The 21,966-nt window shown below is 71.2% G+C and carries 23 protein-coding genes; 13 read left to right on the plus strand and 10 right to left on the minus strand.

Going from position 1 to position 21,966, the window contains the following annotated elements; translation table 11 throughout:
* The first annotated feature begins 133 nt into the window (after positions 1-133).
* Entirely contained in the window at positions 134-481 is a 348-nt protein-coding gene (locus tag B079_RS0111110; RefSeq protein WP_018545875.1) for a hypothetical protein, read from the plus strand.
* On the opposite strand, the gene B079_RS0111115 is transcribed toward B079_RS0111110, so the two are convergent.
* Entirely contained in the window at positions 459-1,151 is a 693-nt protein-coding gene (locus tag B079_RS0111115) for a FadR/GntR family transcriptional regulator (protein ID WP_018545876.1), read from the minus strand. The two genes, B079_RS0111110 and B079_RS0111115, sit on opposite strands and share 23 nt — an antisense overlap.
* Before the next feature lie 82 nt (positions 1,152-1,233).
* Between B079_RS0111115 and B079_RS0111120 the strand changes: the two genes are divergently transcribed.
* From B079_RS0111120 to B079_RS0111135, 4 genes are all read left to right on the plus strand, one after another.
* Positions 1,234-2,544: a CynX/NimT family MFS transporter gene (locus B079_RS0111120; RefSeq protein ID WP_078495918.1), complete on the plus strand. Its 1,311-nt coding sequence runs from the start codon at positions 1,234-1,236 to the stop codon at positions 2,542-2,544.
* A 48-nt stretch (positions 2,545-2,592) separates the two neighbouring features.
* On the plus strand, positions 2,593-2,712 hold the full coding sequence (locus B079_RS36290; RefSeq protein WP_086022351.1) for an SGM_5486 family transporter-associated protein: 120 nt from the start codon (positions 2,593-2,595) through the stop codon (positions 2,710-2,712).
* A 162-nt stretch (positions 2,713-2,874) separates the two neighbouring features.
* Positions 2,875-3,072 (plus strand): hypothetical protein, encoded by a 198-nt coding sequence (locus B079_RS0111130; protein ID WP_018545879.1) that lies wholly within the window; start codon positions 2,875-2,877, stop codon positions 3,070-3,072.
* Between the two features lie 90 nt (positions 3,073-3,162).
* Entirely contained in the window at positions 3,163-3,681 is a 519-nt protein-coding gene (locus tag B079_RS0111135) for a SixA phosphatase family protein (protein ID WP_018545880.1), read from the plus strand.
* 56 nt (positions 3,682-3,737) lie between these two features.
* Here the strand turns inward: B079_RS0111135 and serB are convergent, their stop codons facing one another.
* Both serB and B079_RS35780 read right to left on the minus strand, forming a co-directional pair.
* The gene (serB, locus tag B079_RS0111140) at positions 3,738-4,961 is read right to left on the minus strand and encodes a phosphoserine phosphatase SerB (protein ID WP_018545881.1); all 1,224 of its coding nucleotides are present in this window, start codon (positions 4,959-4,961) and stop codon (positions 3,738-3,740) included.
* A 330-nt stretch (positions 4,962-5,291) separates the two neighbouring features.
* Entirely contained in the window at positions 5,292-6,929 is a 1,638-nt protein-coding gene (locus tag B079_RS35780) for a streptophobe family protein (RefSeq protein ID WP_324604049.1), read from the minus strand.
* Between the two features lie 54 nt (positions 6,930-6,983).
* On the opposite strand from B079_RS35780, the gene B079_RS0111150 reads away from it, so the two are divergent.
* Positions 6,984-9,566, plus strand: coding sequence for an FHA domain-containing protein (locus tag B079_RS0111150; RefSeq protein ID WP_018545883.1), 2,583 nt, complete (start codon positions 6,984-6,986; stop codon positions 9,564-9,566).
* A 112-nt stretch (positions 9,567-9,678) separates the two neighbouring features.
* Here the strand turns inward: B079_RS0111150 and B079_RS0111155 are convergent, their stop codons facing one another.
* The 3 genes from B079_RS0111155 to B079_RS0111165 all read right to left on the minus strand — a co-directional run bounded on the left by B079_RS0111155 (position 9,679) and on the right by B079_RS0111165 (position 12,639).
* Positions 9,679-10,461 carry a transglycosylase SLT domain-containing protein gene (locus tag B079_RS0111155; protein ID WP_018545884.1) on the minus strand — a complete coding sequence of 261 codons (783 nt, stop codon included), beginning with the start codon at positions 10,459-10,461 and terminating at the stop codon, positions 9,679-9,681.
* A 379-nt stretch (positions 10,462-10,840) separates the two neighbouring features.
* Positions 10,841-11,938: an S-adenosylmethionine:tRNA ribosyltransferase-isomerase gene (locus tag B079_RS0111160; RefSeq protein WP_018545885.1), complete on the minus strand. Its 1,098-nt coding sequence runs from the start codon at positions 11,936-11,938 to the stop codon at positions 10,841-10,843.
* Positions 11,939-11,946: 8 nt separating this feature from the next.
* The gene (locus B079_RS0111165; RefSeq protein ID WP_018545886.1) at positions 11,947-12,639 is read right to left on the minus strand and encodes an SDR family NAD(P)-dependent oxidoreductase; all 693 of its coding nucleotides are present in this window, start codon (positions 12,637-12,639) and stop codon (positions 11,947-11,949) included.
* A gap of 241 nt (positions 12,640-12,880) precedes the next feature.
* On the opposite strand from B079_RS0111165, the gene B079_RS0111170 reads away from it, so the two are divergent.
* The 3 genes from B079_RS0111170 to B079_RS0111180 all read left to right on the plus strand — a co-directional run bounded on the left by B079_RS0111170 (position 12,881) and on the right by B079_RS0111180 (position 15,071).
* The gene (locus B079_RS0111170; protein ID WP_018545887.1) at positions 12,881-14,026 is read left to right on the plus strand and encodes a GAF domain-containing sensor histidine kinase; all 1,146 of its coding nucleotides are present in this window, start codon (positions 12,881-12,883) and stop codon (positions 14,024-14,026) included.
* Positions 14,019-14,660: a response regulator gene (locus B079_RS0111175; protein ID WP_018545888.1), complete on the plus strand. Its 642-nt coding sequence runs from the start codon at positions 14,019-14,021 to the stop codon at positions 14,658-14,660. Before B079_RS0111170 ends, B079_RS0111175 begins: the two co-directional genes overlap by 8 nt.
* Positions 14,661-14,831: 171 nt before the next feature.
* Complete coding sequence (locus B079_RS0111180; RefSeq protein WP_018545889.1) at positions 14,832-15,071, plus strand: chaplin; 240 nt, start codon at positions 14,832-14,834, stop codon at positions 15,069-15,071.
* Positions 15,072-15,144: 73 nt separating this feature from the next.
* Here B079_RS0111180 and B079_RS0111185 read toward each other — a convergent pair whose 3' ends face one another.
* Positions 15,145-15,963 carry a hypothetical protein gene (locus B079_RS0111185; protein WP_051095027.1) on the minus strand — a complete coding sequence of 273 codons (819 nt, stop codon included), beginning with the start codon at positions 15,961-15,963 and terminating at the stop codon, positions 15,145-15,147.
* Between the two features lie 150 nt (positions 15,964-16,113).
* Here B079_RS0111185 and B079_RS0111190 point away from each other — a divergent pair, with 150 nt between their 5' ends.
* From B079_RS0111190 to B079_RS0111200, 3 genes are all read left to right on the plus strand, one after another.
* Positions 16,114-16,905, plus strand: coding sequence for an ABC transporter ATP-binding protein (locus B079_RS0111190; protein WP_018545891.1), 792 nt, complete (start codon positions 16,114-16,116; stop codon positions 16,903-16,905).
* 103 nt (positions 16,906-17,008) lie between these two features.
* Positions 17,009-17,440, plus strand: coding sequence for an NfeD family protein (locus B079_RS0111195; RefSeq protein ID WP_018545892.1), 432 nt, complete (start codon positions 17,009-17,011; stop codon positions 17,438-17,440).
* 145 nt (positions 17,441-17,585) lie between these two features.
* Positions 17,586-18,548 (plus strand): SPFH domain-containing protein, encoded by a 963-nt coding sequence (locus B079_RS0111200; RefSeq protein WP_018545893.1) that lies wholly within the window; start codon positions 17,586-17,588, stop codon positions 18,546-18,548.
* Positions 18,549-18,625: 77 nt separating this feature from the next.
* Here B079_RS0111200 and B079_RS0111205 read toward each other — a convergent pair whose 3' ends face one another.
* The 3 genes from B079_RS0111205 to B079_RS0111215 all read right to left on the minus strand — a co-directional run bounded on the left by B079_RS0111205 (position 18,626) and on the right by B079_RS0111215 (position 20,643).
* The gene (locus B079_RS0111205) at positions 18,626-19,132 is read right to left on the minus strand and encodes an HNH endonuclease (RefSeq protein ID WP_018545894.1); all 507 of its coding nucleotides are present in this window, start codon (positions 19,130-19,132) and stop codon (positions 18,626-18,628) included.
* Positions 19,133-19,276: 144 nt separating this feature from the next.
* Positions 19,277-19,816 (minus strand): YbhB/YbcL family Raf kinase inhibitor-like protein, encoded by a 540-nt coding sequence (locus tag B079_RS0111210; protein ID WP_018545895.1) that lies wholly within the window; start codon positions 19,814-19,816, stop codon positions 19,277-19,279.
* Between the two features lie 44 nt (positions 19,817-19,860).
* The gene (locus B079_RS0111215; RefSeq protein ID WP_018545896.1) at positions 19,861-20,643 is read right to left on the minus strand and encodes a sporulation protein; all 783 of its coding nucleotides are present in this window, start codon (positions 20,641-20,643) and stop codon (positions 19,861-19,863) included.
* Between the two features lie 102 nt (positions 20,644-20,745).
* Between B079_RS0111215 and B079_RS0111220 the strand changes: the two genes are divergently transcribed.
* Entirely contained in the window at positions 20,746-21,396 is a 651-nt protein-coding gene (locus tag B079_RS0111220; RefSeq protein ID WP_018545897.1) for a DNA-3-methyladenine glycosylase, read from the plus strand.
* The last annotated feature ends 570 nt before the right edge of the window (positions 21,397-21,966 follow it).

A 21,966-nucleotide genomic window follows, 5' to 3' on the forward strand; every position in this document is an offset into this window, starting at 1 on the left:
AGGTACGTCCGCTTCACCCGAGCCGCGTCACTCGTTCGGCTCACCTGCCGGGCCGTACCGGCCCCCGCGCCGCACGCTCGAAGCAGGCGTTGCCGCGCCCGCCCCTCCGCAGCCCGGCCGAGGAGGTTCCCTTGTGCGCCTGTCCCGCAGCCTGGCCCCGGTGACCGCGGCCCTGGCCCTCGTCCTGACCCTGCCGTCGTCCGCGCTCGCACCCGCCCGCGCGGACGACTCCGCGCCCGCCCCCAGCCTCTTCGGCGCCGCCTGCCGTACCGCCGTGGAGGGCTCGCACGTGGTGTCGTACTGCCACAACCCCTACGTGGACACCGACCGCGTCCGCCTGCACATCGAGTGCGCCCGCTGGTGGGACATCGACACCGACAGCGCGCCCGTGGACACCGACGCGGCCATGACGGTCAAGCTGACCGGGCGCTGCTGGAAGGAGATCCGCTCGGTGTGGATCAGCCACCAGAAGGTGCGCTGAGCCTGCCCGCGCGGCACAGGAACGGATAGCTGGCGGCCTCCATGGCGGCCAGTTCCGCGTCGCCCGCGCGGATCGCGTCCACCAGACGGGCGTGGTCCATGTGCGTCTCGGGGGTCAGCCCGTCGCTCACGTCGGCGCGCAGCCAGTCCCGCAGCACCTCGCCGAGGTCGGCGTACATCGCCGTCATCACGTCGTTGTGCGAGGCCGCCACCACGGCCAGATGGAAGGTCGCGTCGGCCGCCACGAACGCCTCCGCCTCCCCGGTCTCCCACGCCTCCTCGCGCCTGCTCAGGAGCGCGTCGAGCTGCTTGAGGTCCTTCTCGGTGCGCCGCCCGGCCGCCATGCGCGCCGCCGCCGACTCCAGCGTGGACCGCAGCTCCGCGATGTGCCGGGGATCGGCGTCCGCGAACCTGCGGTGCATCACCCCGGCCAGCTCGCTCGTCGCCACGACGTACGTGCCGGAGCCCTGGCGGATGTCCAGCAGACCGTTGTGCGCGAGCGCGCGGACCGCCTCGCGGACGGTGTTGCGGGCGACGCCCAGCTGCTCGACCAGCTCGGGCTCGGTGGGGATGCGCGAGCCGACCGGCCACTCACCGGAGGCGATCTGATTCCGCAGCTCGGCGATGACCTGCTCGGACAGCGCCGAACGTCGGGGGTGACTCAGGGGCATGGCACACCTTCGCACGCGAACGCCGGGTGCGACCGCTCCGGGGATGGACAACCAATCATCCCATGATTCTATGATGGTCCCCATGGCGAGTGAAGAGACCGGGACCGTGGCGGCCCGTACGGAAGAGCCGCGCACCGCGCGCGGTACGGACGGACACGACACCGCGTCCGCCTCCCCGCGCGCGTGGATGACGCGCCTGCTGGTCGTCGGCATCGTCCTGTCCGCGCTGAACCTCCGCCCGGCCATCACGAGCCTCGGCGCCCTCCTGGAGGAGGTCCGCGACGGGCTCGGCATGAGCGGCGGCGTGGCGGGCCTGCTGACCTCCGTACCTCCGCTGTGCTTCGCCGTCTTCGGCGCCACCGCGCCCCGCCTCGCCCGCCGCTTCGGCCTGGGCGCGGTGGTCTGCGCGGGCATGACCGCCATCACCGCCGGACTCCTGCTCCGCCCCTTCATCGGCGGCACCCCCGGCTTCCTCGCCGCCAGCGCGCTCGCGCTCATGGGCATCGCCGTCAGCAACGTCCTGATGCCGGTCATCGTCAAGCGCTGGTTCCCGGACCGCGTGGGCTCCATGACGGGCCTGTACTCCATGGCCCTCGCGGCGGGCACGGCAGTGGCGGCGGCGGTCGCCGTCCCCCTGGCCCACGCGCTCGGCGGCTGGCAGCCGGGCCTGGCGATCTGGGCGGCGCTGGCGGGGGCGGCGATTGTGCCGTGGCTGCCGCTGGTCAGGAAGCGCGAGGAAGGCGCGGGTGCGGGCGCCGCCGGGGGAGCCTCCCCCAAGGTGCCGGACCTCGCAGCGCACCAGGCACCCCTCCGGATCACCCGCAGCCGTACCGCCTGGGCGCTGGCCGTGTTCTTCGGGCTCCAGGCGACCGGTGCGTACATCACCATGGGCTGGATGCCGCAGATCTTCCGGGACGCGGGCGTACCGGCGAGCACGGCGGGTGTCCTGCTCGCGGTCACCATGGTGATGGGCGTGCCCCTGGCCTTCGTGATCCCGAGGGTCGCCGCCCGGCTGCCCCACCAGGGCCCGATCGTGCTGACCCTGGGCGCGTGCGGCCTCGCGGGCTACGCGGGCCTCTACCTCGCGCCCGCCTCCGGCGCCTGGGCGTGGGCCCTGCTGCTCGGCGTCTCCAACTGCGCGTTCCCGCTCGCGCTGACCATGGTCGGCATGCGGGCGCGCAGCGGTCCGGGCGTGGCCCAGCTGTCGGCGTTCGCGCAGAGCACCGGCTATCTGCTCTCGATCCCGGGCCCGCTCCTTGTCGGCGTGCTCTACCAGCGCAGCGGCGGCTGGGGCGTACCGCTCGCGCTGATGGCGGGCCTCATGGTGCCGCAGATGATCGTCGGCGTCCTCGCGGGCCGCGACCGCACGGTGGAGGACGAGGCGGCCCGCTGAGCCGCCCCCGCCGGACCCGTACCGGACGAAGGGTGCGAGACTGACGCCATGCAGCCTGTGCTCGACCCGAACCCGAAGAACGGCCAGAAGAAGATGCTCCTCGTCTTCGGCTCGTTCCTCGTCGTCTTCGTGATCATCGGCATCATCGCGACGATCGCCTCGCCCTGATCCGCGCCCGGAGGTAGGGCTGACCCCCCGTCCCCTAGGGGGCGGGACTCAGGGTGAAGTGGGTGGCCTTCCTGATAGGCCCACGGACGGTGATTCCGTACCTTCGAAGTGTGCCGCGACGCGGGGTCGCGGCACCCGCTGCGAAGACCGACGGAGGCGACCATGTCCGTCCGCACCCACCACCCGGCGACCACGGGCGCCGACGGCACGCGACTGCCCTGGTGGGCCCTGGCCCTGCCCGTCCTGGCGTTCACGATCCTGCTCGCACTGATCCTGAACCCCTCCGAGGCCCACGCGGCCACCGGCGAACCCGTGCTCGCCCATCTCGTCGAACAGATACGCACACTCCTCGTACGGTGAGCCCACGGTGTGCGAAACCCTGGCTCGTACGGTGAATCCGCATGTCAACTCCCTGCGCCAGGGCACATCTTTCGTGCGAAGCTGGGTGCCATGAGCGTCGCCGAACCCCGCAGGATCGTCCTCTTCCGCCATGCGAAAGCCGACTGGCCCCAGGTTTCCGACCATGAACGCCCCCTCGCCGAGCGGGGCCGTACGGACGCCACGGTCGCGGGCAGCAGACTGGCCGACACCGGCCTCGCCTTCGACCTGGCCGTCTGCTCCACCGCCCTGCGGACCCGCGAAACCTGGAAGCTGGCCGTCCACGAGCTGGCCCACCGCCCCAGGACGGTCTACGAGGACCGGGTTTACGACGCCTCCCCCGGCGAGCTGATCGCCGTACTCAACGAGACCCCGGACGACGTCCGCACGGTGATCCTCATCGGCCACAACCCCGGCGTGCACCACCTGGCCGACCTCCTCGCGGGCTCCTCGGAGGGCGACGCCCGCGACCGCATGAACCGCCGGGGCTTCCCCGCCGCCGCCTTCGCGGTGCTGTCGTACGACGGCGACTGGAAGAACCTGGAGCCGGGCAAGGCGACGCTGACCGAGTACTGGACCCCGTCGGAATGACGGGAAGCTGAAGAAGGGGTCCTGCACCGCAAGCGGCGCAGGACCCCTTCTCGGTGCTAGTCCTCGTCGTGGGTATCGGCGGCCTCGACCTCTTCACGGGTGATGCCGAGGAGGTAGAGGACGGTGTCGAGGAAGGGGACGTTGACGGCGGTGTGGGCGGCCTCGCGGACGACGGGCTTGGCGTTGAAGGCGACACCGAGCCCGGCGGCGTTCAGCATGTCGAGATCGTTGGCCCCGTCACCGATGGCCACGGTCTGCGACAGCGGCACCCCGGCCTCGGCGGCGAACCGACGCAGCAGCCGCGCCTTGCCCGCCCGGTCCACGATCTCCCCGGTGACCCGCCCGGTCAGCTTGCCGTCCTCGATCTCCAGCGTGTTGGCCTGAGCGAAGTCCAGCCCCAGCCGCTCCTTGAGATCGTCGGTGACCTGCGTGAACCCACCGGAGACAACGCCGACCTGATAACCCAGCCGCTTCAGCGTCCGGATCAAGGTCCGTGCCCCCGGCGTGAGCCGCACCTGATCCCGCACTTTTTCGACGACCGAGGCATCCAGCCCCTTGAGCAGCGCGACCCGGGCATGCAGCGACTGCTCGAAATCCAGCTCCCCCCGCATCGCGGCGGCGGTCACCTCGGCCACCTCGGCCTCACACCCCGCGTGCGCCGCGAACAGCTCGATGACCTCGTCCTGGATCAGCGTCGAGTCCACATCCATGACCACAAGCCGCTGCGCCCGCCGATGCAGCCCCGCCGACACGACGGCGATGTCGACACCGAGTGCCGAGGCGCTGGCGGCGAGCGCACTGCGCAGCGACCCGGTCTCCACCCCGGAAACGGCGAACTCCACAGCCGTGACAGGGTACTTGGCCAGCCGGAAAATCCGGTCGATGTTCCCCCCGGCCTGCGCGATCCGCGCGGCGATGGCAGCGGTCGACTCAGCGGTGAGCGGATGCCCCAGCACGGTCACCAGAGACCGCCCGACCCCCCGAGGCCGGTTGTCCCCATGCCCCGAAATGATCTCGGCCTGCATCTTCATCGACTCGGCCCAGCTGTGCACAGTGGCCCGCAGATCCCCCTCAAGCCCCACCGGCGGCGCCGAAACCAGCGCACACAGCACCAGCCGCCCCCGAGTGACAACCTGCTCGATATCCACCACATCGACCCGAAACGCGGCCAACGTGTCAAACAGCCCGGCCGTGATCCCCGGCCGGTCCTTCCCGAATATCTTCACCAACAGAGTCGGGTCGTCAACAGCCTGCACAGCGGCGTTCTCCGTAGCGCTCATGGTCCCCCCACCGTATCCGGCACCCGGTGCCGACCGCCTCCGGGTCCACCTACCGGAACGCTCCGCTTGGGGGCACCGGCACCGAGGGAGCCACCCCTGTCCCCCTTCGCGGGGAGCGACCACGCACCCGCACACGGCGTCGATGGAGTTCGCCCCGCGCCCCTTCGCGAGGCGGCGCCGCACCCGCGTACGGCGGTGAGGGGACGTGGCGGGGGGTGTCCGCCCGCAGCGGCCGGCGAAAACACAGGGTGCCTATGTCAGCAAACAGCGCGCCGGACCGAGGACGGATACCCCCCGCCGCGGCCCCGCCCCCCCCGAACCGCAGGCGCGTCAGCCCCCCGGCGCCCGAGGCGGCGGAGGCGGCGGCCCCTGATCGGAGGACGGCTTCCCGGACCGCCGCCGAGGCGGAGGCGGAAGCGCAGGACTGGCAACAGTGGGCGCCCCGGACACATCGTCCGAGCCCGACCCCGGCGGCACCTCGGGCAGCCGAAGATACGGATTCGTGTCGGGGTTAGGCACCCGATAGGGCGGGCTAGGCGAGTAGGGCCCACTCACCACGCCGTGCCCCCCACCAGCCCCCTTCGCCCGCCGCCCCACAACCCCCGCCCCCAAAGCATCGAACCCCAGCACAGACACCGAAGCCTGAACCGACGTACGGGTAAGCCACACAAGCAACGGCAACGCGACAGCCATGACGCCCCCCAGCCGCACCCCACACCACAAGGCCAGTCGCCGCGTACCCGAAGGAGCCCGCACGGCGGTCAACACCCCCGCCGCCACCGTCAACACCGCCGCCCCCACGACGAGCACCCACACCCGCCCATCCAGCTCGGCCAGCCGCCCCACGGTGACGGCCCGCCCGGGGGAGTCGGCCAGAAACCGGTCGACGGGATGCGGAAGCACCACCCGCAGCACCCCACTCGCCCGCCCGTCCCACGGCACGAACAACCCCAACGCCACAGCAAGCCAAGCCCCGTTGGGCGCCCCCAGCAACGCCGCGCCAGCGATCCGCCGAGGATGATCGTCCCCGACCGAGGCATAGACAGCCGCAGCGATCCCCGCCACAACGGCGACCAGCAACACCCTGACGACCGCCGAAACAGCAGCCCGCACCCCCGCCCACGCCGGAGGCACCGGCACGCGACGCGAAGCGAGCAAGCCGATGGCCAGCACCGCGACACACCACACCAGCCCACCCACCACCGTCCCCCCGAAGTCCACGGCGAACCGAACAGCGGCCTGGGCATGCACCAGATCCCGGAGCCACCCCCCACCACTCCCCGCACCGCGGCGCAGCCCCAGCGCACCCCCATCGAGCGTGACCACCCCCCGCCCCACCCAGGCCAGCCCCCCGACCCCGACGACGAACAACGCGACCAACACACCAGCCCGCACCAGCAGTTCGGCCGCAGAGACCCGCCCCACCCCCACCCGCAGGGACCGCAGAAAGAACCACCCCAGCAGCAACGCCCCCACCAGACTCACCCCCAATGGCGTTGCCTGAAAGGCGACATGAGCCTCACCCCCGGTCATCCCGAAGGCGGACATGTCGACGGACGGCGAAACAGAACCCCCCACCGCAAGCGCCACGACGGCAGCAGTGAGCGCCCCCAACGCCCCCCGACCATCCGCCCCGACGAGATGCAACCCGAGCGCCGCCGTACCCCCCATCCCGACGAACGCCCACCCGACCCCCGCGACAGCGGAAAGAACCGCGTCCCCCCAGGGCAACGAACGCGAAGAAGGCCCCCGCAGCGCACCCGCAGACCCCATGCCAGCCCCCGATCCGCCCCCGAGACGCCCGCGAGCCGCCGGAGGCAACCCGTCCCCCGCGAGGGGATTACCACTTTCCGACCCGTTTTCCACCCCGTCAACGGCGCGAGCCGAAGCGCACGCAAGCACGCGGCCCCCGGACCGGATTGGGACGACAGCCCTCCGCCTGGAATAGTTCCCCACGATGTTCGACATCCCTAAACTCCCTGTGTCGGGGGTAATTCGGGGGACAACTCAGTGGGGCATGGAGTGCCGGAACTCGTACTGGAATCAAACGGACGGACCTGGACGCTCGATCCGTCCAGGTCCTACGCCCTCGGACGTGATCCGCGGGGCGACATCGTCTTCGACGACGCCAGGGTCTCCTGGCGCCACGCCACGGTCCGTTTCGACGGCCAGGGCTGGGTCATCGAGGACCACGGCAGCACCAACGGCACCTTCGTGCAGGGCCGTCGGATCAGCCAGGCGCAGCTGGGAGCCGGTGCGGCGGTGCACCTGGGCAACGCGACCGACGGCCCGCAGGTGAACCTCTCGGGCGGTCAGCAGACCCAGCCGCACCAGGCCCACCACGCGATGCCGACGCAAGCGGTGCCACAGGTGCAGCAGGGAACGCCGTACGCCGCACAGGGCGCGGGCGCCTGGGGCCAGGGCCCGCAGCAGCAGACCCCCCAGCAGCAGGCCCCCCAGCCCCAGCCGGGCGCCGCCGACACGGACTGGCAGGGCACCCACCAGCCCGCCCAGATCCCGCACCAGCACCACCCCGCCCCGGACCAGGGCGTCGACAAGACCCCCGCCGAGCCGGTCTACGGCGACCGCAGCCCCACCACGTTCCACCAGTTCGCCCTCGGCCGTGTCATGCGCATCGGCCGCTCGCTGGACAACGACCTGGTCGTCTCCGACCTCCAGGTCTCCCGGCACCACGCCGAGTTCCGGACGACGCCCGAGGGCCGCTTCGAGATCCGCGACCTCGGCTCGCACAACGGCACGTACGTCAACGGCCAGCCGATCGGCAAGGGCAGCACGACGCTGCTCGGCCCGGACGACATCGTCGGTGTCGGTCACTCCACGTTCCGGATCGTCGGCGACCGCCTCGAGGAGTTCGTCGACACCGGTGAGGTCTCCTTCTCGGCCCGCCACCTCACCGTGACGGTCGAGGGCGGCAAGCAGATCCTGAAGGACGTGTCCTTCGGTGCCCCGGAGAAGTCGCTGATCGCGGTGATCGGCCCGTCCGGCTCCGGCAAGTCCACGCTGCTCAAGGCGCTGACCGGCTACCGGCCCGCCAACGAGGGCGAGGTGCTGTACGACAGCCGTAACCTCTACAAGCAGTTCGCCGAGCTGCGCCAGCGCATCGGTCTGGTCCCGCAGGACGACATCCTGCACAAGGAGCTGACCGTCCGGAAGGCGCTGAAGTACGCGGCCAAGCTTCGCTTCCCGGCCGACACCACGCCCGCCGAGCGCGACTCCCGCATCGACGAGGTGCTGCGCGAGCTGAAGCTGGACGTGCACAAGGACAAGAAGGTCACCTCCCTGTCCGGCGGCCAGCGCAAGCGCGTCTCGGTGGCCCTGGAGCTGCTGACCAAGCCGTCGCTGATCTTCCTGGACGAGCCCACCTCGGGCCTGGACCCGGGCATGGACCGCGACGTGATGCAGCTGCTGCGCGGCCTCGCGGACGACGGCCGTACCGTCCTGGTCGTCACCCACTCGGTGGCCGAGCTGGCGCTGTGCGACAAGCTCCTGGTGATGGCGCCGGGCGGCGCGGTGGCCTACTTCGGCCCGCCGGAGGAGGCGCTGAACTTCTTCGGCTACGACAGCTGGGCCGACGTCTTCTCCGCCTTCGAGAACTACCGCGACTACGACTGGGCGGGCCGCTGGAAGGGCTCGCAGCACTACCAGATGTACGCCGCCGACATCGACGCGGTGGCCCCGCAGTCGGTGGCGGTGCCCAAGGCGAAGGCGGCCAAACCGGCCAAGCCGCAGAGCTGGGGCTCCCAGCTGCTGACGCTGGTGCGGCGGTACGTCGCGGTCATCGGCTCGGACAAGGGCTTCCTGGCGCTGACGGTGCTGCTGCCCGCCGTGCTCGGCGCGGTCAGCCTGTTGATCGACCACGGCAAGGATCTGCTGGTGAACCCGGTCAACAAGGCCGGTGTCCACATCCCGAACGGCACGGCGACGACCGTGCTGCTGATCCTCGCGGTGGGCGCCTGCTTCGCGGGCTCGGCGAACTCGGTCCGTGAGCTGATCAAGGAGCGGGTGATCTACGAGCGCGAGCGCGCGACCGGTCTGTCCCGCTCGGCCTATCTGATGTCCAAGGTGGTCGTGCTCGGCGCGATCACGGTGCTCCAGGGCCTCATGGTCGGCCTGATCGGCTTCTCCAGCCGGGAGATCCCCGACCGCGGGGTGGTGCTCGGCGGCTCGACGCTGCTCGAGCTGTGCCTGCCGGTGATGGCGCTCGGCTTCACGTCGATGATGTTCGGCCTGGTGATCTCCTCGCTGGTGAAGACCTCCGAGAAGACCATGCCGCTCCTGGTGATGTTCGCGATCGTCCAGGTCGTGTTCACCGGCTGCCTCTTCGCCCTGCACGGCACCCCGGGGGTGAACGAGTTCTCGTACCTGATGCCGTCGCGCTGGGCGGTGGCCGCCGCGGGCACCACGCTGGACTTCAACAACATCGCCCCGAACACCGACGACCCGACCAGCACGGACCCGCTGTGGAACCACACGGCCGGGGCCTGGACGCTGGACATGGTGGCGCTGATCGCGCTGGGTGTGCTGTGCGGCTTCCTCGTCTCGCGCTTCCTGCGACGGCACGAGCCGGAGGTCATGCGCAAGTAGGGCGGGCACGAACGGGACGGGCGCGAGCAGCGGCCTCCCGAGGTGCGTGAAGGGCGGCATCCCCGGCGTAGGGATGCCGCCCTTCGGCGTGTCTCAGAGGTCCGCGCCGGCCTCAGTACGCGCTGTTGACGTTGTCGATCGTGCCGTACCGGTGCGCCGCGTAGTTGGCGGCGGCGGTGATGTTCGCGACCGGGTCGTAGATGTTCCACGAGGTACCGGACACGTGGTACGTGGCGAAGGTCGGCGGGATCACCTGGAGCAGACCCTTGGAGGGGATGCCGTTGATCGCGTTGATGTCCCAGTTGTTGATGGCGCGCGGGTTGCCGGAGGACTCCCGCATGATGTTGCGGTGCAGGCCGCTGTAGCTGCCCGGGATGCCCTTGGCGTGCATGATGTCGAGCGAGTGGCGGATCCACCCGTCGAGGTTGTTCGCGTAGGTGCGCGCGGCGACCGTCTCCATCTGCGGGCGCTCGGCGGAGCGGCTCGCGGGCTTCTTGGCGGAGCGGGCGGCGGCGGCCTTGCGCGCGGCCTCGGCCTTGCGGGCGGCGTCGGCGGCGGCCTTCTTCTTCGCGGCGGCGTCGGCGGAGCGCTTCTTGGCGGCGGCGTCGGCCTCGGCCTTCGCCTTGGCGGCGATCGCGTCGAGCTTGACCTGCTGGTTGGCGGCCGGGTCGGTGAACGTGCTCTTCAGGTCCTGGACCTGGGAGTGCTCGGCGGCGACCTGGGTGTGCGCGGCCGGGACGCCGGTGGCGACGGCCGTGCTGCCACCGGGAACGGCGGCGAAGGCGATGGCGGCGGCACCGAGGGTGCTCACACCGGCGACCGCGATCTTGCGCTGCTTGTCGAGCGCGTTGAACTTGCTCACCTTGGCCGAGGCGAAGGTGCCGAGCTTGTTCATGGAACGACTGAGACGATCGGTGTCGAAAATGTTCTGGGGCATGGCTGATGGACCTCTTCGAGTGAGCGCGGAGGTCGCTCCTGCGTCCGCCGGAGGAATCGGCTCCTCCCGCACGAACGCCGCGGGGGAACCCGCGGCGCTGAGCGACGAGAGCAATTCTTAGCGGCCGCAAAATGCCATGGCAATGATGTGACGTACGACCCGGGATAGTGGATCAGGTAAGGGCAAAACGGGACAGATTGGAGCATCTGTCCCGTTCACCGTGGGATACCTTGTCTCCTATGTCCGTTCGTACGTGATGTGCGCCCTATGCGAGGGCTCACACCGGTAACGCCCCCTTCTCACTCGGCGTCGCCGGCGCTGCGCTTTGCGTAAGCACTCATCCCGGCAGGAGGAGGTGCACGTCCCCGAACTCGTGCCAGAGGTACCGCTCGCGCACCGCCTCGGCATACGCCCGCTCCACCGCCGCCCGCCCCGCCACGGCCCGCAGCATCAGCAGATGCGAGGCCTCCGGCTCGTGCAGCCCGGTCAGCAGCCCGTCCACCGCCCGCACCCCGCGCTCCGGCGTGACCACCAGCTCCGTCCAGCCCCCGGCCGCCCGCACCACCCCGTCGGACCCGGCCGCCGACTCCACGGCCCGCACCGCCGTCGTCCCCACCGCGATCACCCGCCCGCCCCAGGACCGCGCCGCCCCGATCAGCCGCGCCGACGCCTCCGGCACCGCGAACCGCTCCGGATACGGCGGCTCGTGCGCCTCCGCCGACGCCACCCCCGTGTGCAGCGTCACCGGCGCCAGCCACACCCCCCGGCTCACCAGCTCCGCCACCGTGCGCGCCGTGAACGGCCGCGCCGCGCTCGGCATCTCCGCACTGCCCGCCCCGTCCGCCGACGGCAGCGCGAACACCGTCTGATACGCCGCGAGCGGCTGGTCCCGCGTCGTATAGGAGTAGCGGATGGGACGGCCGTACTCGCCCAGCACCCGGGCGACCGGCGCCCCCGACACCCGCGCCCACCACAGCCGCCCGCCCGCGCCACTGTCGCTCCCGGCCAGCGGCTCCTCCAGGACGAGGCGCGCCCCGCCCGGCAGCCCCACCTCTGTCTGCGCGGGCCCGCCCGCCCGCGCGCGCGTTGTACCGCGTCCGTCCGGATCCCGCAGCTCGACGGCCCACCGCCCGTCGTCACCCCGGGTCGAGAAGTGCACCACCACAGGCGCGGACCCGGCCCGCCCGTCCACGGCGGCGGGCAGCGTGGCCGAGGTGTTCACCACCAGCACGTCACCGGCCCGCAGCAGCCCGGGCAGCTCCCGGAACGCGTGGTGCGACACCTCCGTACCGCGCGAGACCAGCAGCCGTACGGAATCCCGGCCGCGCCCGGGGCCCCGCTGCTCGGCGGGCACCCGCGCGGACAGCTCCCGGGGCACCTTCCCCCACGGCAGCGACGGCGAGGACGGCGACGACGGCAGCGAGGGCATCCCCATGGCCGTACTCACCGCCGCTCCAGCAGCGCCCCGGCGGTGTACCGCCCGCTCCCCGGCCGCTCCTCCAGCAGCCGCAGGAACGCGGGCGCCACGCTCTCGGGCGCGGGACGCGGGTCGTCGTCCAGGGGTACGGCCGCCGCGTACAGCCCGGTCGCCATGTCACCCGGGTCCACCGCCCACACCCGCAGCCCCGGCTCCTCCTCGGCGAGCACCGCCGCGAGGTGGTCGAGGGCCGCCTTCGAGGCGCCGTAACCACCCCAGTCGGGGTACGCCTCCACCGCCGCGTCCGAGCTGACCGTGATCACCGCGCCCGCCGCTGCCCGCAGCGCGGGCAGCGCCTCCTGGACCAGGCCAAGGGCGGCGACCGTGTTCACCTCCAGCGCCCGCCGCAGCCCGTCCAGTGGCAGCTCCGCCAGTGGCACCAGCGGCTCGGCGCCCAGCGCGCTCGCGTTGTGCACCAGCAGATCCACCCCGCCCAGCCGCCGCGCCGCCGTCACCAGCGCGGACCGGTGCCCGGCGTCCGTGACGTCCCCGGCGAGGGCCACCACCCGCGTGCCGTGCCCGGCGACCGCCCCGGCGGCCTCCTTCAGTGCCCCCTCGCCCCGCGCGTCGAGCACCAGATCCCAGCCCCGCGCGGCCAGCGCGCCCGCCAGCGCCCGGCCCAGTCCCTTCGACGCCCCCGTGATGATCGCGACAGCCATCCTCACCAACCCCTCGGCTCACCTCGACCGCCCCGGCGGACGGTGACCCCAACCTAGGAACGGCCCGCCCCCGCCCACCTCGGCCTGCGGCCCCGACCCGCGCGGTCCCTTCGCCGTACGTCCCGGGCCCCACCGGACACCGGGGTCCGGCGGCCTACGCCCCAGGCCCTACGTCCAGCGGCCCGGACGGCAGGTCACCCGGCCGATCCGCCCCGGCGCACCCCGCCGGTACCGTGAGGACATGAGTCACGGCACCCGGTCCGGCCTCGCCGCGGTGAGTTCCGCGCTGCTGGCCATGAGCAGGCATCTGGAGGTGCGCGACGTCCTCAAGACGATCGTCGCCTCCGCCCGCGAACTGCTCGACGCCCAGTACGCCGCCCTCGGCGTCCCCGACGACCACGGCGGCTTCGCCCAGTTCGTCGTGGACGGGGTGAGCGACGAGCAGTGGCGGGCCATCGGACCGCTGCCCCGCCAGCACGGCGTCCTCGCGGCGATGCTCCGGGAGGCCCGCCCCGAGCGACTGGCGGACGTACGCCAGGACCCCCGCTTCGAGGGCTGGCCCGACGCCCACCCCGAACTGGCCGACTTCCTCGGGCTGCCCATCCGCGACGGTGACGAGGTCATCGGCGCCCTCTTCCTCGCCAACAAGAACTGCCAGAAGCCGGAGGGCGGTTGCGGCTTCACCGCCGAGGACGAGGATCTGCTCGGCATCCTCGCCCAGCACGCCGCCATCGCCCTCACCAACGCCCGCCTCTACGAACGCAGTCGCGAGCTGACCATCGCCGAGGAACGCTCCCGCCTCGCGCACGAACTCCACGACGCGGTGAGCCAGAAGCTGTTCTCGCTGCGCCTGACCGCCCAGGCCGCGACCGCCCTCGTGGACCGCGATCCCGCCCGCGCCAAGGAGGAGTTGCACCAGGTGGCCGCCCTCGCGGCGGAGGCGGCGGACGAACTGCGCGCCGCCGTCGTCGAGTTGCGCCCCGCCGCGCTGGACGAGGACGGCCTCGTCGCCACCCTGCGCACCCAGGTCCAGGTCCTCGACCGCGCCCACAGCGCCCGCGTCACCTTCACCGGGCACGGCATCCGCGCCCTGCCCGCAGCCCAGGAGGAGGCCCTGCTCCGGGTCGCCCAGGAGGCCCTGCACAACGCCCTGCGCCACTCCGGCGCGGCCCACGTCCAGGTCGGCATGGCCCGGCGCGGCAACGGCGTCGTCCTGCGCGTCACCGACGACGGCGAAGGCTTCGACCCCACGACCGTCCGCCGCGCCGGACGCCATCTGGGACTGGTCTCCATGCGGGACCGCGCGAGCGGGGTCGGCGGCACGCTGACCGTGGAATCGGCGCCCGGCAAGGGCACCGCGATCGAGATGGAGGTGCCCGGTGGCTGACCCGATCAAGGTGCTCCTCGTCGACGACCACCAGGTCGTCCGCCGGGGCCTGCGCACCTTCCTGGAGGTGCAGGACGACATCGAGGTCGTCGGCGAGGCGGCCGACGGCGCCGAAGGAGTCGCCCTGGCCGAGGAGCTGCGCCCCGAGATCGTCCTCATGGACGTCAAGATGCCGGGCACCGACGGCATAGAGGCCCTGCGTCGGCTCCGCGAACTCGACAACCCCGCCCGGGTGTTGATCGTCACCAGCTTCACCGAGCGCCGTACGGTCGTGCCCGCCCTGCGCGCGGGCGCCGCCGGGTACGTCTACAAGGACGTGGACCCCGACGCCCTCGCCGCCGCCATCCGCTCCGTGCACGCCGGACACGTCCTGCTCCAGGCCGAGGTCGCCGACGCGCTGCTCTCCCAGGAGGAGACCAACCCCGGCCAGGGCAGGGGCGGTTCACTCACCGACCGGGAGCGCGAGGTGCTGAGTCTGATAGCCGACGGACGCTCCAACCGCGAGATCGCCCGCGCCCTCGTCCTGTCCGAGAAGACCGTCAAGACGCACGTCTCCAACATCCTGATGAAACTCGACCTGGCCGACCGCACCCAGGCCGCACTGTGGGCGGTACGGCACGGTGTGACCGGCTGAAACACGGTCAACTCCCGCCCTACGAACGGCGATCCGAAAGGTCACCGTCCGATCCGAGATTCATACCGTCGTGGGAATGTCACCCGTACGGCGCAACCTCGTCCGGCCCCCGCCGTTCTCCAGTGCGTGCCGCGGCGAACCGCCGCGGCGAATGCCAAGGAGGGGTTGGACATGAAGAACCTGAAGAAGGCCGCGGCCGTGACGATGGTGACCGGCGGACTGATCGCGGCGGGCGCGGGCATGGCCTCCGCCAGCAGCGGCGCCTCCGGCGCGGCCACGGCCTCGCCGGGCGTCGTCTCCGGCAACGTCATCCAGGCGCCGGTGCACGTCCCGGTGAACGTCGTCGGCAACACCATCGACGTCATCGGCCTGCTGAACCCGGCCTTCGGCAACACGGGCATCAACGGCTGACGCGCCCCCACAGACCCGCAGGGCCCCCGGCACCCCCACCGGGGGCCCTGCGTCCGCCCGGACACCGGACGCCTCAGCGCCGCTCCCGCTCCTCCACCACCGAGTTGTACGCCGCCACCCGCGCCCGCCGCGCCGTACGCTCCACCGGCCGCAGCGCCGCCGCCCGCGCCGACATCTCCGACGCGCTCACCGCACCCCCGTGCCCGTCCCCGTACGCCAGGGACACCAGCAGCCCGATCCGCTCCGCCAGCTCGAGCACCCGCACCGCGCGCGGCGGATACCCCGGCGACAGCACCTCGTACCCCTGGCCGCCCGTCACCCGCACCCCCGCACGACGCGGCGCCTCGGCCCGCGCCCGGTACGCGTCGATCGCCGCCTCGGCCACCGGACCCGACGCCGCCACGTCCAGCCGCGTCAGCACCTCCGTCGCCTCGCGCAGCGCCTCCGCCAGCTCCCGCTCCGCCTCGCCCAGCGAGGGCACGTCGGCGGGCGGCGCCGCCCGCACCGGCAGCACCTGCCAGACCACCTCGGTGTGCACGTCACCCTCGGGCCCCGCCTCGTACACCTCAGGAACCAGACCGAAGGCCGCCCCGGAGCACACCACCGCCTCCTCGGCCTCCAGCGCCCGCGCGTTGAACTCCGGCGGACCGCTCAGCCCCAGTGGATGCCCCGGCGCGGGCAGCGCCACCCGGAACCCCGTCACCCCGAGCCCTCGCAGCCGCCCCAGCGCCAGCGTGAGCCCGACCACGCCCTCCTCGCCCGGCAGCCCCTCGACCCGGTGCACCGCGTCCTCGCCCACCACGGCGAGCGCGGCGTCATCCGGGGAGACAAGTCCGGCCAAGAGGGCATTTCCCCAAGCGGCGAGGCGTCCTGAACGCGGTTCCGTGAGCATCCCCCCACCCTAAGGACCGGACCGATGGAATGGAGCACCACACTCGTGGCGTAGATTTCATATGGGCTGCGCCCATTGGCGTGGCGGCCCGAGCCACAGGCGTACGCGACAGCCGAGACCGGCCACAACGCAAGGGGAGACAACGCGCTCATGAGCGATGTTCTGGAGCTTCAGGACGTATCCGTGGTCCGTGAGGGCCGGGCTCTGGTGGACCAGGTCAACTGGTCGGTCAAGGAGGGCGAGCGCTGGGTCATCCTCGGCCCCAACGGCGCGGGCAAGACCACCCTCCTCAATGTCGCGTCCAGCTACCTCTTCCCCACCAAGGGCACCAGCACCATCCTCGGCGAGACCCTCGGCAAGGTGGACGTCTTCGAGCTGCGCCCCCGCATCGGCGTGGCCGGCATCGCCATGGCCGAGAAGATCTCCAAGAGCCAGACCGTCCTGCAGACCGTCCTCACCGCCGCCTACGGCATGACCGCGGGCTGGCACGAGGAGTACGAGGACGTCGACGAGCAGCGCGCCCGCGCCTTCCTCGACCGCCTCGGCATGAGCGACTTCCTCGACCGCCGCTTCGGCACCCTCTCCGAGGGCGAGCGCAAGCGCACCCTGATCGCCCGCGCCCTGATGACCGACCCCGAGCTGCTGCTCCTGGACGAGCCCGCCGCCGGACTCGACCTCGGCGGCCGTGAGGACCTGGTCCGCCGCCTGGGCCGACTGGCCCGCGACCCCATCGCGCCCTCCATGATCATGGTCACCCACCATGTCGAGGAGATCGCCCCGGGCTTCACCCACGTCCTGATGATCCGCCAGGGCAAGGTCCTCACCGCGGGCCCCATCGAGCTGGAACTCACCTCCCGCAACCTCTCCCTGTGCTTCGGCCTCCCGCTTGTCGTCGAACAGGTCGGCGAACGCTGGATTGCGCGCGGCCTGCCCCTGTCCTGATCCGGACCCGGTCCGGGCCTGATCCCGGCCTGATCCGGTCCTGATCCGGACGGCCCCGTCCGCACCCTGTCGGCGGCCCGCTCCACGGCCCTACCATGAGCCCGTGGACGACATCGGCGCATGGGTGTGGTGGCTCGTCGGCGCTGCGGCGCTCGGAATCCCCCTCGTGATCACCGCCATGCCCGAATTCGGCATGTTCGCGGTGGGCGCGGTGGCCGCGGCCGTCGTGGCGGGGCTCGGCTTCGGCGTGGTGATCCAGGTGCTCACCTTCGTGATCGTCTCCGTCGCCCTCATCGCCGTCGTCCGCCCCATCGCCCTGCGCCACGACCGGCAGCGCCCCCAACTGGCCACCGGAGTGGACGCGTTGAAGGGCAAACAGGCGGTCGTCCTGGAGCGCGTCGACGCCTCCGGCGGGCGCGTCAAGCTCGCCGGGGAGATCTGGTCGGCCCGCGCCCTGGACGCCTCACGCGCCTACGAGGTCGGCCAGGAAGTGGACGTGGTGGAGATCGAGGGGGCCACCGCGCTCGTCATCTGAGGCAGCGGCCACGAGCCGGTTCAGCCATGAGCTGGTTCATCCGCCCACGAGGCGGGCAACGGTCTGACAGACTCGACCAGCAAGATCTTCGACAATCAAGGGATCTGCCGGGCACGTCCGGGCGGAGAGGGGTACGGGGAACACGATGGAACCGGTCATCATCGTCCTGGTCATTCTGGTGGTGTTGGTCTTCATCGCCCTGATCAAGACCATCCAGGTCATCCCACAGGCCAGCGCCGCCATCGTCGAGCGCTTCGGCCGCTACACGCGGACCCTGAACGCGGGCCTGAACATCGTGGTCCCGTTCATCGACACCATCCGCAACCGCATCGACCTCCGCGAACAGGTCGTGCCCTTCCCGCCCCAGCCGGTGATCACCCAGGACAACCTGGTCGTCAACATCGACACCGTCATCTACTACCAGGTGACCGACGCGCGGGCCGCCACCTACGAGGTCGCCAGCTACATCCAGGCGATCGAGCAGCTGACCGTCACCACGCTGCGCAACATCATCGGCGGCATGGACCTGGAACGCACCCTCACCTCCCGCGAGGAGATCAACGCGGCCCTGCGCGGCGTCCTCGACGAGGCCACCGGCAAGTGGGGCATCCGCGTCAACCGCGTCGAGCTGAAGGCCATCGAGCCGCCCACCTCCATCCAGGACTCGATGGAGAAGCAGATGCGCGCCGACCGTGACAAGCGCGCCGCGATCCTCACCGCGGAAGGTACGCGCCAGGCCGCGATCCTCACCGCCGAGGGCGAGAAGCAGTCCCAGATCCTGCGCGCGGAAGGCGAGGCCAAGGCCGCCGCCCTGCGCGCCGAGGGCGAGGCCCAGGCCGTCCGCACGGTCTTCGAGGCCATCCACGCGGGCGACCCCGACCAGAAGCTGCTCTCCTACCAGTACCTCCAGATGCTCCCGAAGATCGCCGAGGGCGACGCCAACAAGCTCTGGATCGTCCCCAGCGAGATCGGCGACGCCCTCAAGGGCCTCTCCGGCGCCATGGGCAACTTCGGGAACTTCGGCGGCGGCGGCGGTGGCGGCAGCTCCGTCCCCCCGCAGAACAAGGGCACCGGCTCCGACCGCCGCGAGCGCCCGTCCATCGACTGACACCGGTCCGCACGAGGCCGTACGACAGCGGGGCCCGCCTTCGTCAGGAAGGCGGGCCCCGCTGCCGTATCTCCGGCCTACGCGGCCTTCAGCGCCAGCCAGTCCGGCAGCGCGTCGAAGTCCTCGTGCCCCAGCGCGAGCAGCATCGCGTCCGCGGGCGTCGGCTCGAACGGCTCCCACAGCAGCGGCATCCCCGCCTGCTCCGGAGTCCGGTCGGCCTTGCGGTGATTGTCCTCCGCGCAGGACGCCACCGTGTTCAGCCAGGTGTCCCCACCACCCTGCGCCCGGGGCACCACATGGTCGACCGTGCTCGCCGAGCGCCCGCAGTACGCGCACCGGTGCCGGTCCCGCACCAGCACACCCCGCCTCGACCAGGGCGCTTGTCTTCGGAACGGCACCCGTACATATCTGCACAGCCGGATCACCCGGGGCGCGGGTATGTCCACATCGGCGCCGCGCATCCGCAGCACGGGGTGCGCCTGCTCCACGACCGCCTTGTCCTGGAGGACCAGCACGACAGCACGGTTCAGCGTCACCGTCGACAGCGGTTCGAAGCTCGCGTTCAGGACCAAGGTGCCACGCATCAAGCCCACCTCCCGTGTGCCCGCCCACCCCCCGGCGGACGTGGATCAACTCTGGACGGGCGCGTCGAGATGGACAACGCAATAAAAAAGCGCCCGCCCCTGATCACTTCCAAGACCAGGGGCGGGCAAACACCGAAGCGGCGATCAGCTCTGCGCGGGGTTCTCGTACTCCCCGATGAGCTGGGCGCGCGCCAGCGCGTGGAACCGCAGATTGAAGCCGACGAAGGCTGGCGAGGCGTCCGCGTCCGGACCGAGTTTCTCCTGGTCCACGGCGTACACCGTGAACACATAGCGGTGCGGGCCGTCCCCGGGCGGCGGGGCGGCCCCGCCGAAGTCCTTGGTCCCGTAGTCGTTGCGCGCCTGAATCGCGCCCTCGGGCAGCCCGTCGAACTTCCCGCTGCCCGCCCCGGCCGGGAGCGACGTCACCGAGGCCGGGATGTCGAACACCACCCAGTGCCAGAACCCGCTGCCGGTCGGCGCGTCCGGGTCGAAGCAGGTCACGGCGAAGCTCTTCGTCTCCGCCGGGAACCCCTCCCAGCTCAGCTCCGGCGAGATGTTCCCATCGGCGTAGACCTGAGCGCCCTTGAGCACCCCGCCCGGCTCGATGTCGTCACTCGTCACCGTGAACGACGGCACGGGCGGATGGAAGTCATGGGGGAGCGGCCGCCGCTTGAGCTCGGTCACCTCGGTACCTCCTGATCGCGATTTCCGTTCAGTGTTCCCCGAGCCTAGAACCAGTTGCGGCGGCTGCCGACCTCGGACAGCCACTGGTTCAGGTACGCCGCCCAGTCGGTGGCGTGGAAGTCGTGCAGGCCCACCTGGAAGGAACGGAAGGTGTCGGAGCCCTCGCTGAACAGGCCCGGCTTCTTGTCCATCTCCAGGACGACGTCCATGGCGTGCTCGTCGGCCACGAAACTGATCTCGACCTGGTGCAGACCCCGGTACTGCGACGGCGGGAAGAACTCGATCTCCTGGTAGAACGGCAGCCGCTGCCGGGTGCCCCGGATGTGACCGCGCTCCATGTCCGCGTTCTTGAAGCGGAAGCCCAGCTGGATGAAGGCGTCCAGGATCGCCTTCTGCGCGGGCAGCGGGTGCACGTTGATCGGGTCCAGGTCGGAGGAGTCCACCGCACGCGCGATCTGCAGCTCGGTGGTCACACCGATGTGCATCCCGCGCAGCCCCTGCCCGTCGATCATCGTGACCGGCGTCTCCCACGGGATCTCCAGCCCGAACGGCACCGCGTGCACCGCCCCCGCCTGCAACTCGAAGGCACCGCCGAGCCGTACCCGCGTGAACTCGATGTCCTGCTTGTACTCCTGGTCGCCGCTCTCCACCTCGACCTTGGCCTGGAGCCCGACCGACAGCCCCTCGATGTTCTGCGCGACCGAGCCGCCCTGGATGTGGACCTCGCCCTGCACGACCCCACCGGGCACCACATTGACCTCGGTCAGCACCGTCTCCACCGAGGCGCCACCGGCCCCCAGGCTCGCGAGCAGCTTCTTGAACGCCATTTACTCTCCCCTTACGAATGGACCTTCGCCCCGTACAAACGCGATCCGGGTCCGACCGGTTCCGCCATGACGGCGACCGGGGCTGCACTACCCTCGGAGGGCATGATCACGCCATCGGACCGTACGCCACTGCCCCGGCAGTTCCTCGACCGTCCCGTCCTGGAGGTCGCCCCCGACCTCCTCGGCCGCCTCCTGGTGCGCACGACCCCCGACGGCCCGATCATCGTCCGCCTCACCGAGGTCGAGGCGTACGACGGCCCGAACGACCCCGGCTCCCACGCCTTCCGGGGTCGCACCGCCCGCAACGGCGTGATGTTCGGCCCGCCCGGCCACGCGTACGTCTACTTCACCTACGGCATGTGGCACTGCATGAACCTTGTCTGCGGCCCCGAGGGCAGGGCGAGCGGGGTACTGCTCCGCGCCGGCGAGATCGTGGAGGGCGCCGAGCTGGCCCGCGAGCGCCGCCTTTCGGCCCGCAACGACAAGGAACTGGCCAAGGGCCCGGCCCGCCTGGCCACCGCCCTGGACATCGACCGCTCCCTGGACGGCGCGGACGTGTGCGACCCCGGGGCCGACCCGCTCCACCTCCTCACCGGCACCCCGGTCCCGCCCGGCCAGGTGCGCAACGGCCCGAGGACAGGCGTCGCCGGTGACGGCGGCGACGGCGAGGTGCACCCCTGGCGCTACTGGGTGGACGGCGACCCGACGGTGAGCCCCTACCGCCCTCATGCACCGAGACGCAGGTCACGTTGACTCGCTCTTGGAAGATGCGTAATGTACTCCGAGCCGCTTGAACCGGGTACTGGCGATCGCCAGTAGACGGAAGCGGCCAACCCACTACCTATGACTTCCCCTTGGCGGGGGTCCATTCGACGTGCCCGCACGTCCGAATTGAATCCGCCGGGACTCGATTATGAGTCCGAGGGGGAATCGGCTAACGTAGTGAATGTCGAAAGGCCGAACGGCGAAAGCCGAAAAGCCCAAGACAATCCCCCCGACCGGGAGTCAGGCACTGAAAAGAGTCTGATAGAGTCGGAACCGCCGGAAAGGGAAACGCGAGAGCGAGAACCTGGAAAGCACCGAGGAAATCGGATCGGAAAACGGTCTGATAGAGTCGGAAACACCGAAGGGAAGCCCGGAGGAAAGCCCGAGAGGGTGAGTACAAAGGAAGCGACCGTTCCTTGAGAACTCAACAGCGTGCCAAAAATCAACGCCAGATTTAGTTGATACCCCGTCTCCAGCATCAGCTGGGGCGAGGTTCCTTTGAAAAAACACAGCGAGGACGCTGTGAACGGTCGAGCCTATTCCGCTCGACTGTTCCGC

The sequence above is a fragment of the Streptomyces sp. LaPpAH-108 genome, assembly GCF_000373625.1.
Classification (GTDB): Bacteria; Actinomycetota; Actinomycetes; order Streptomycetales; family Streptomycetaceae; genus Streptomyces.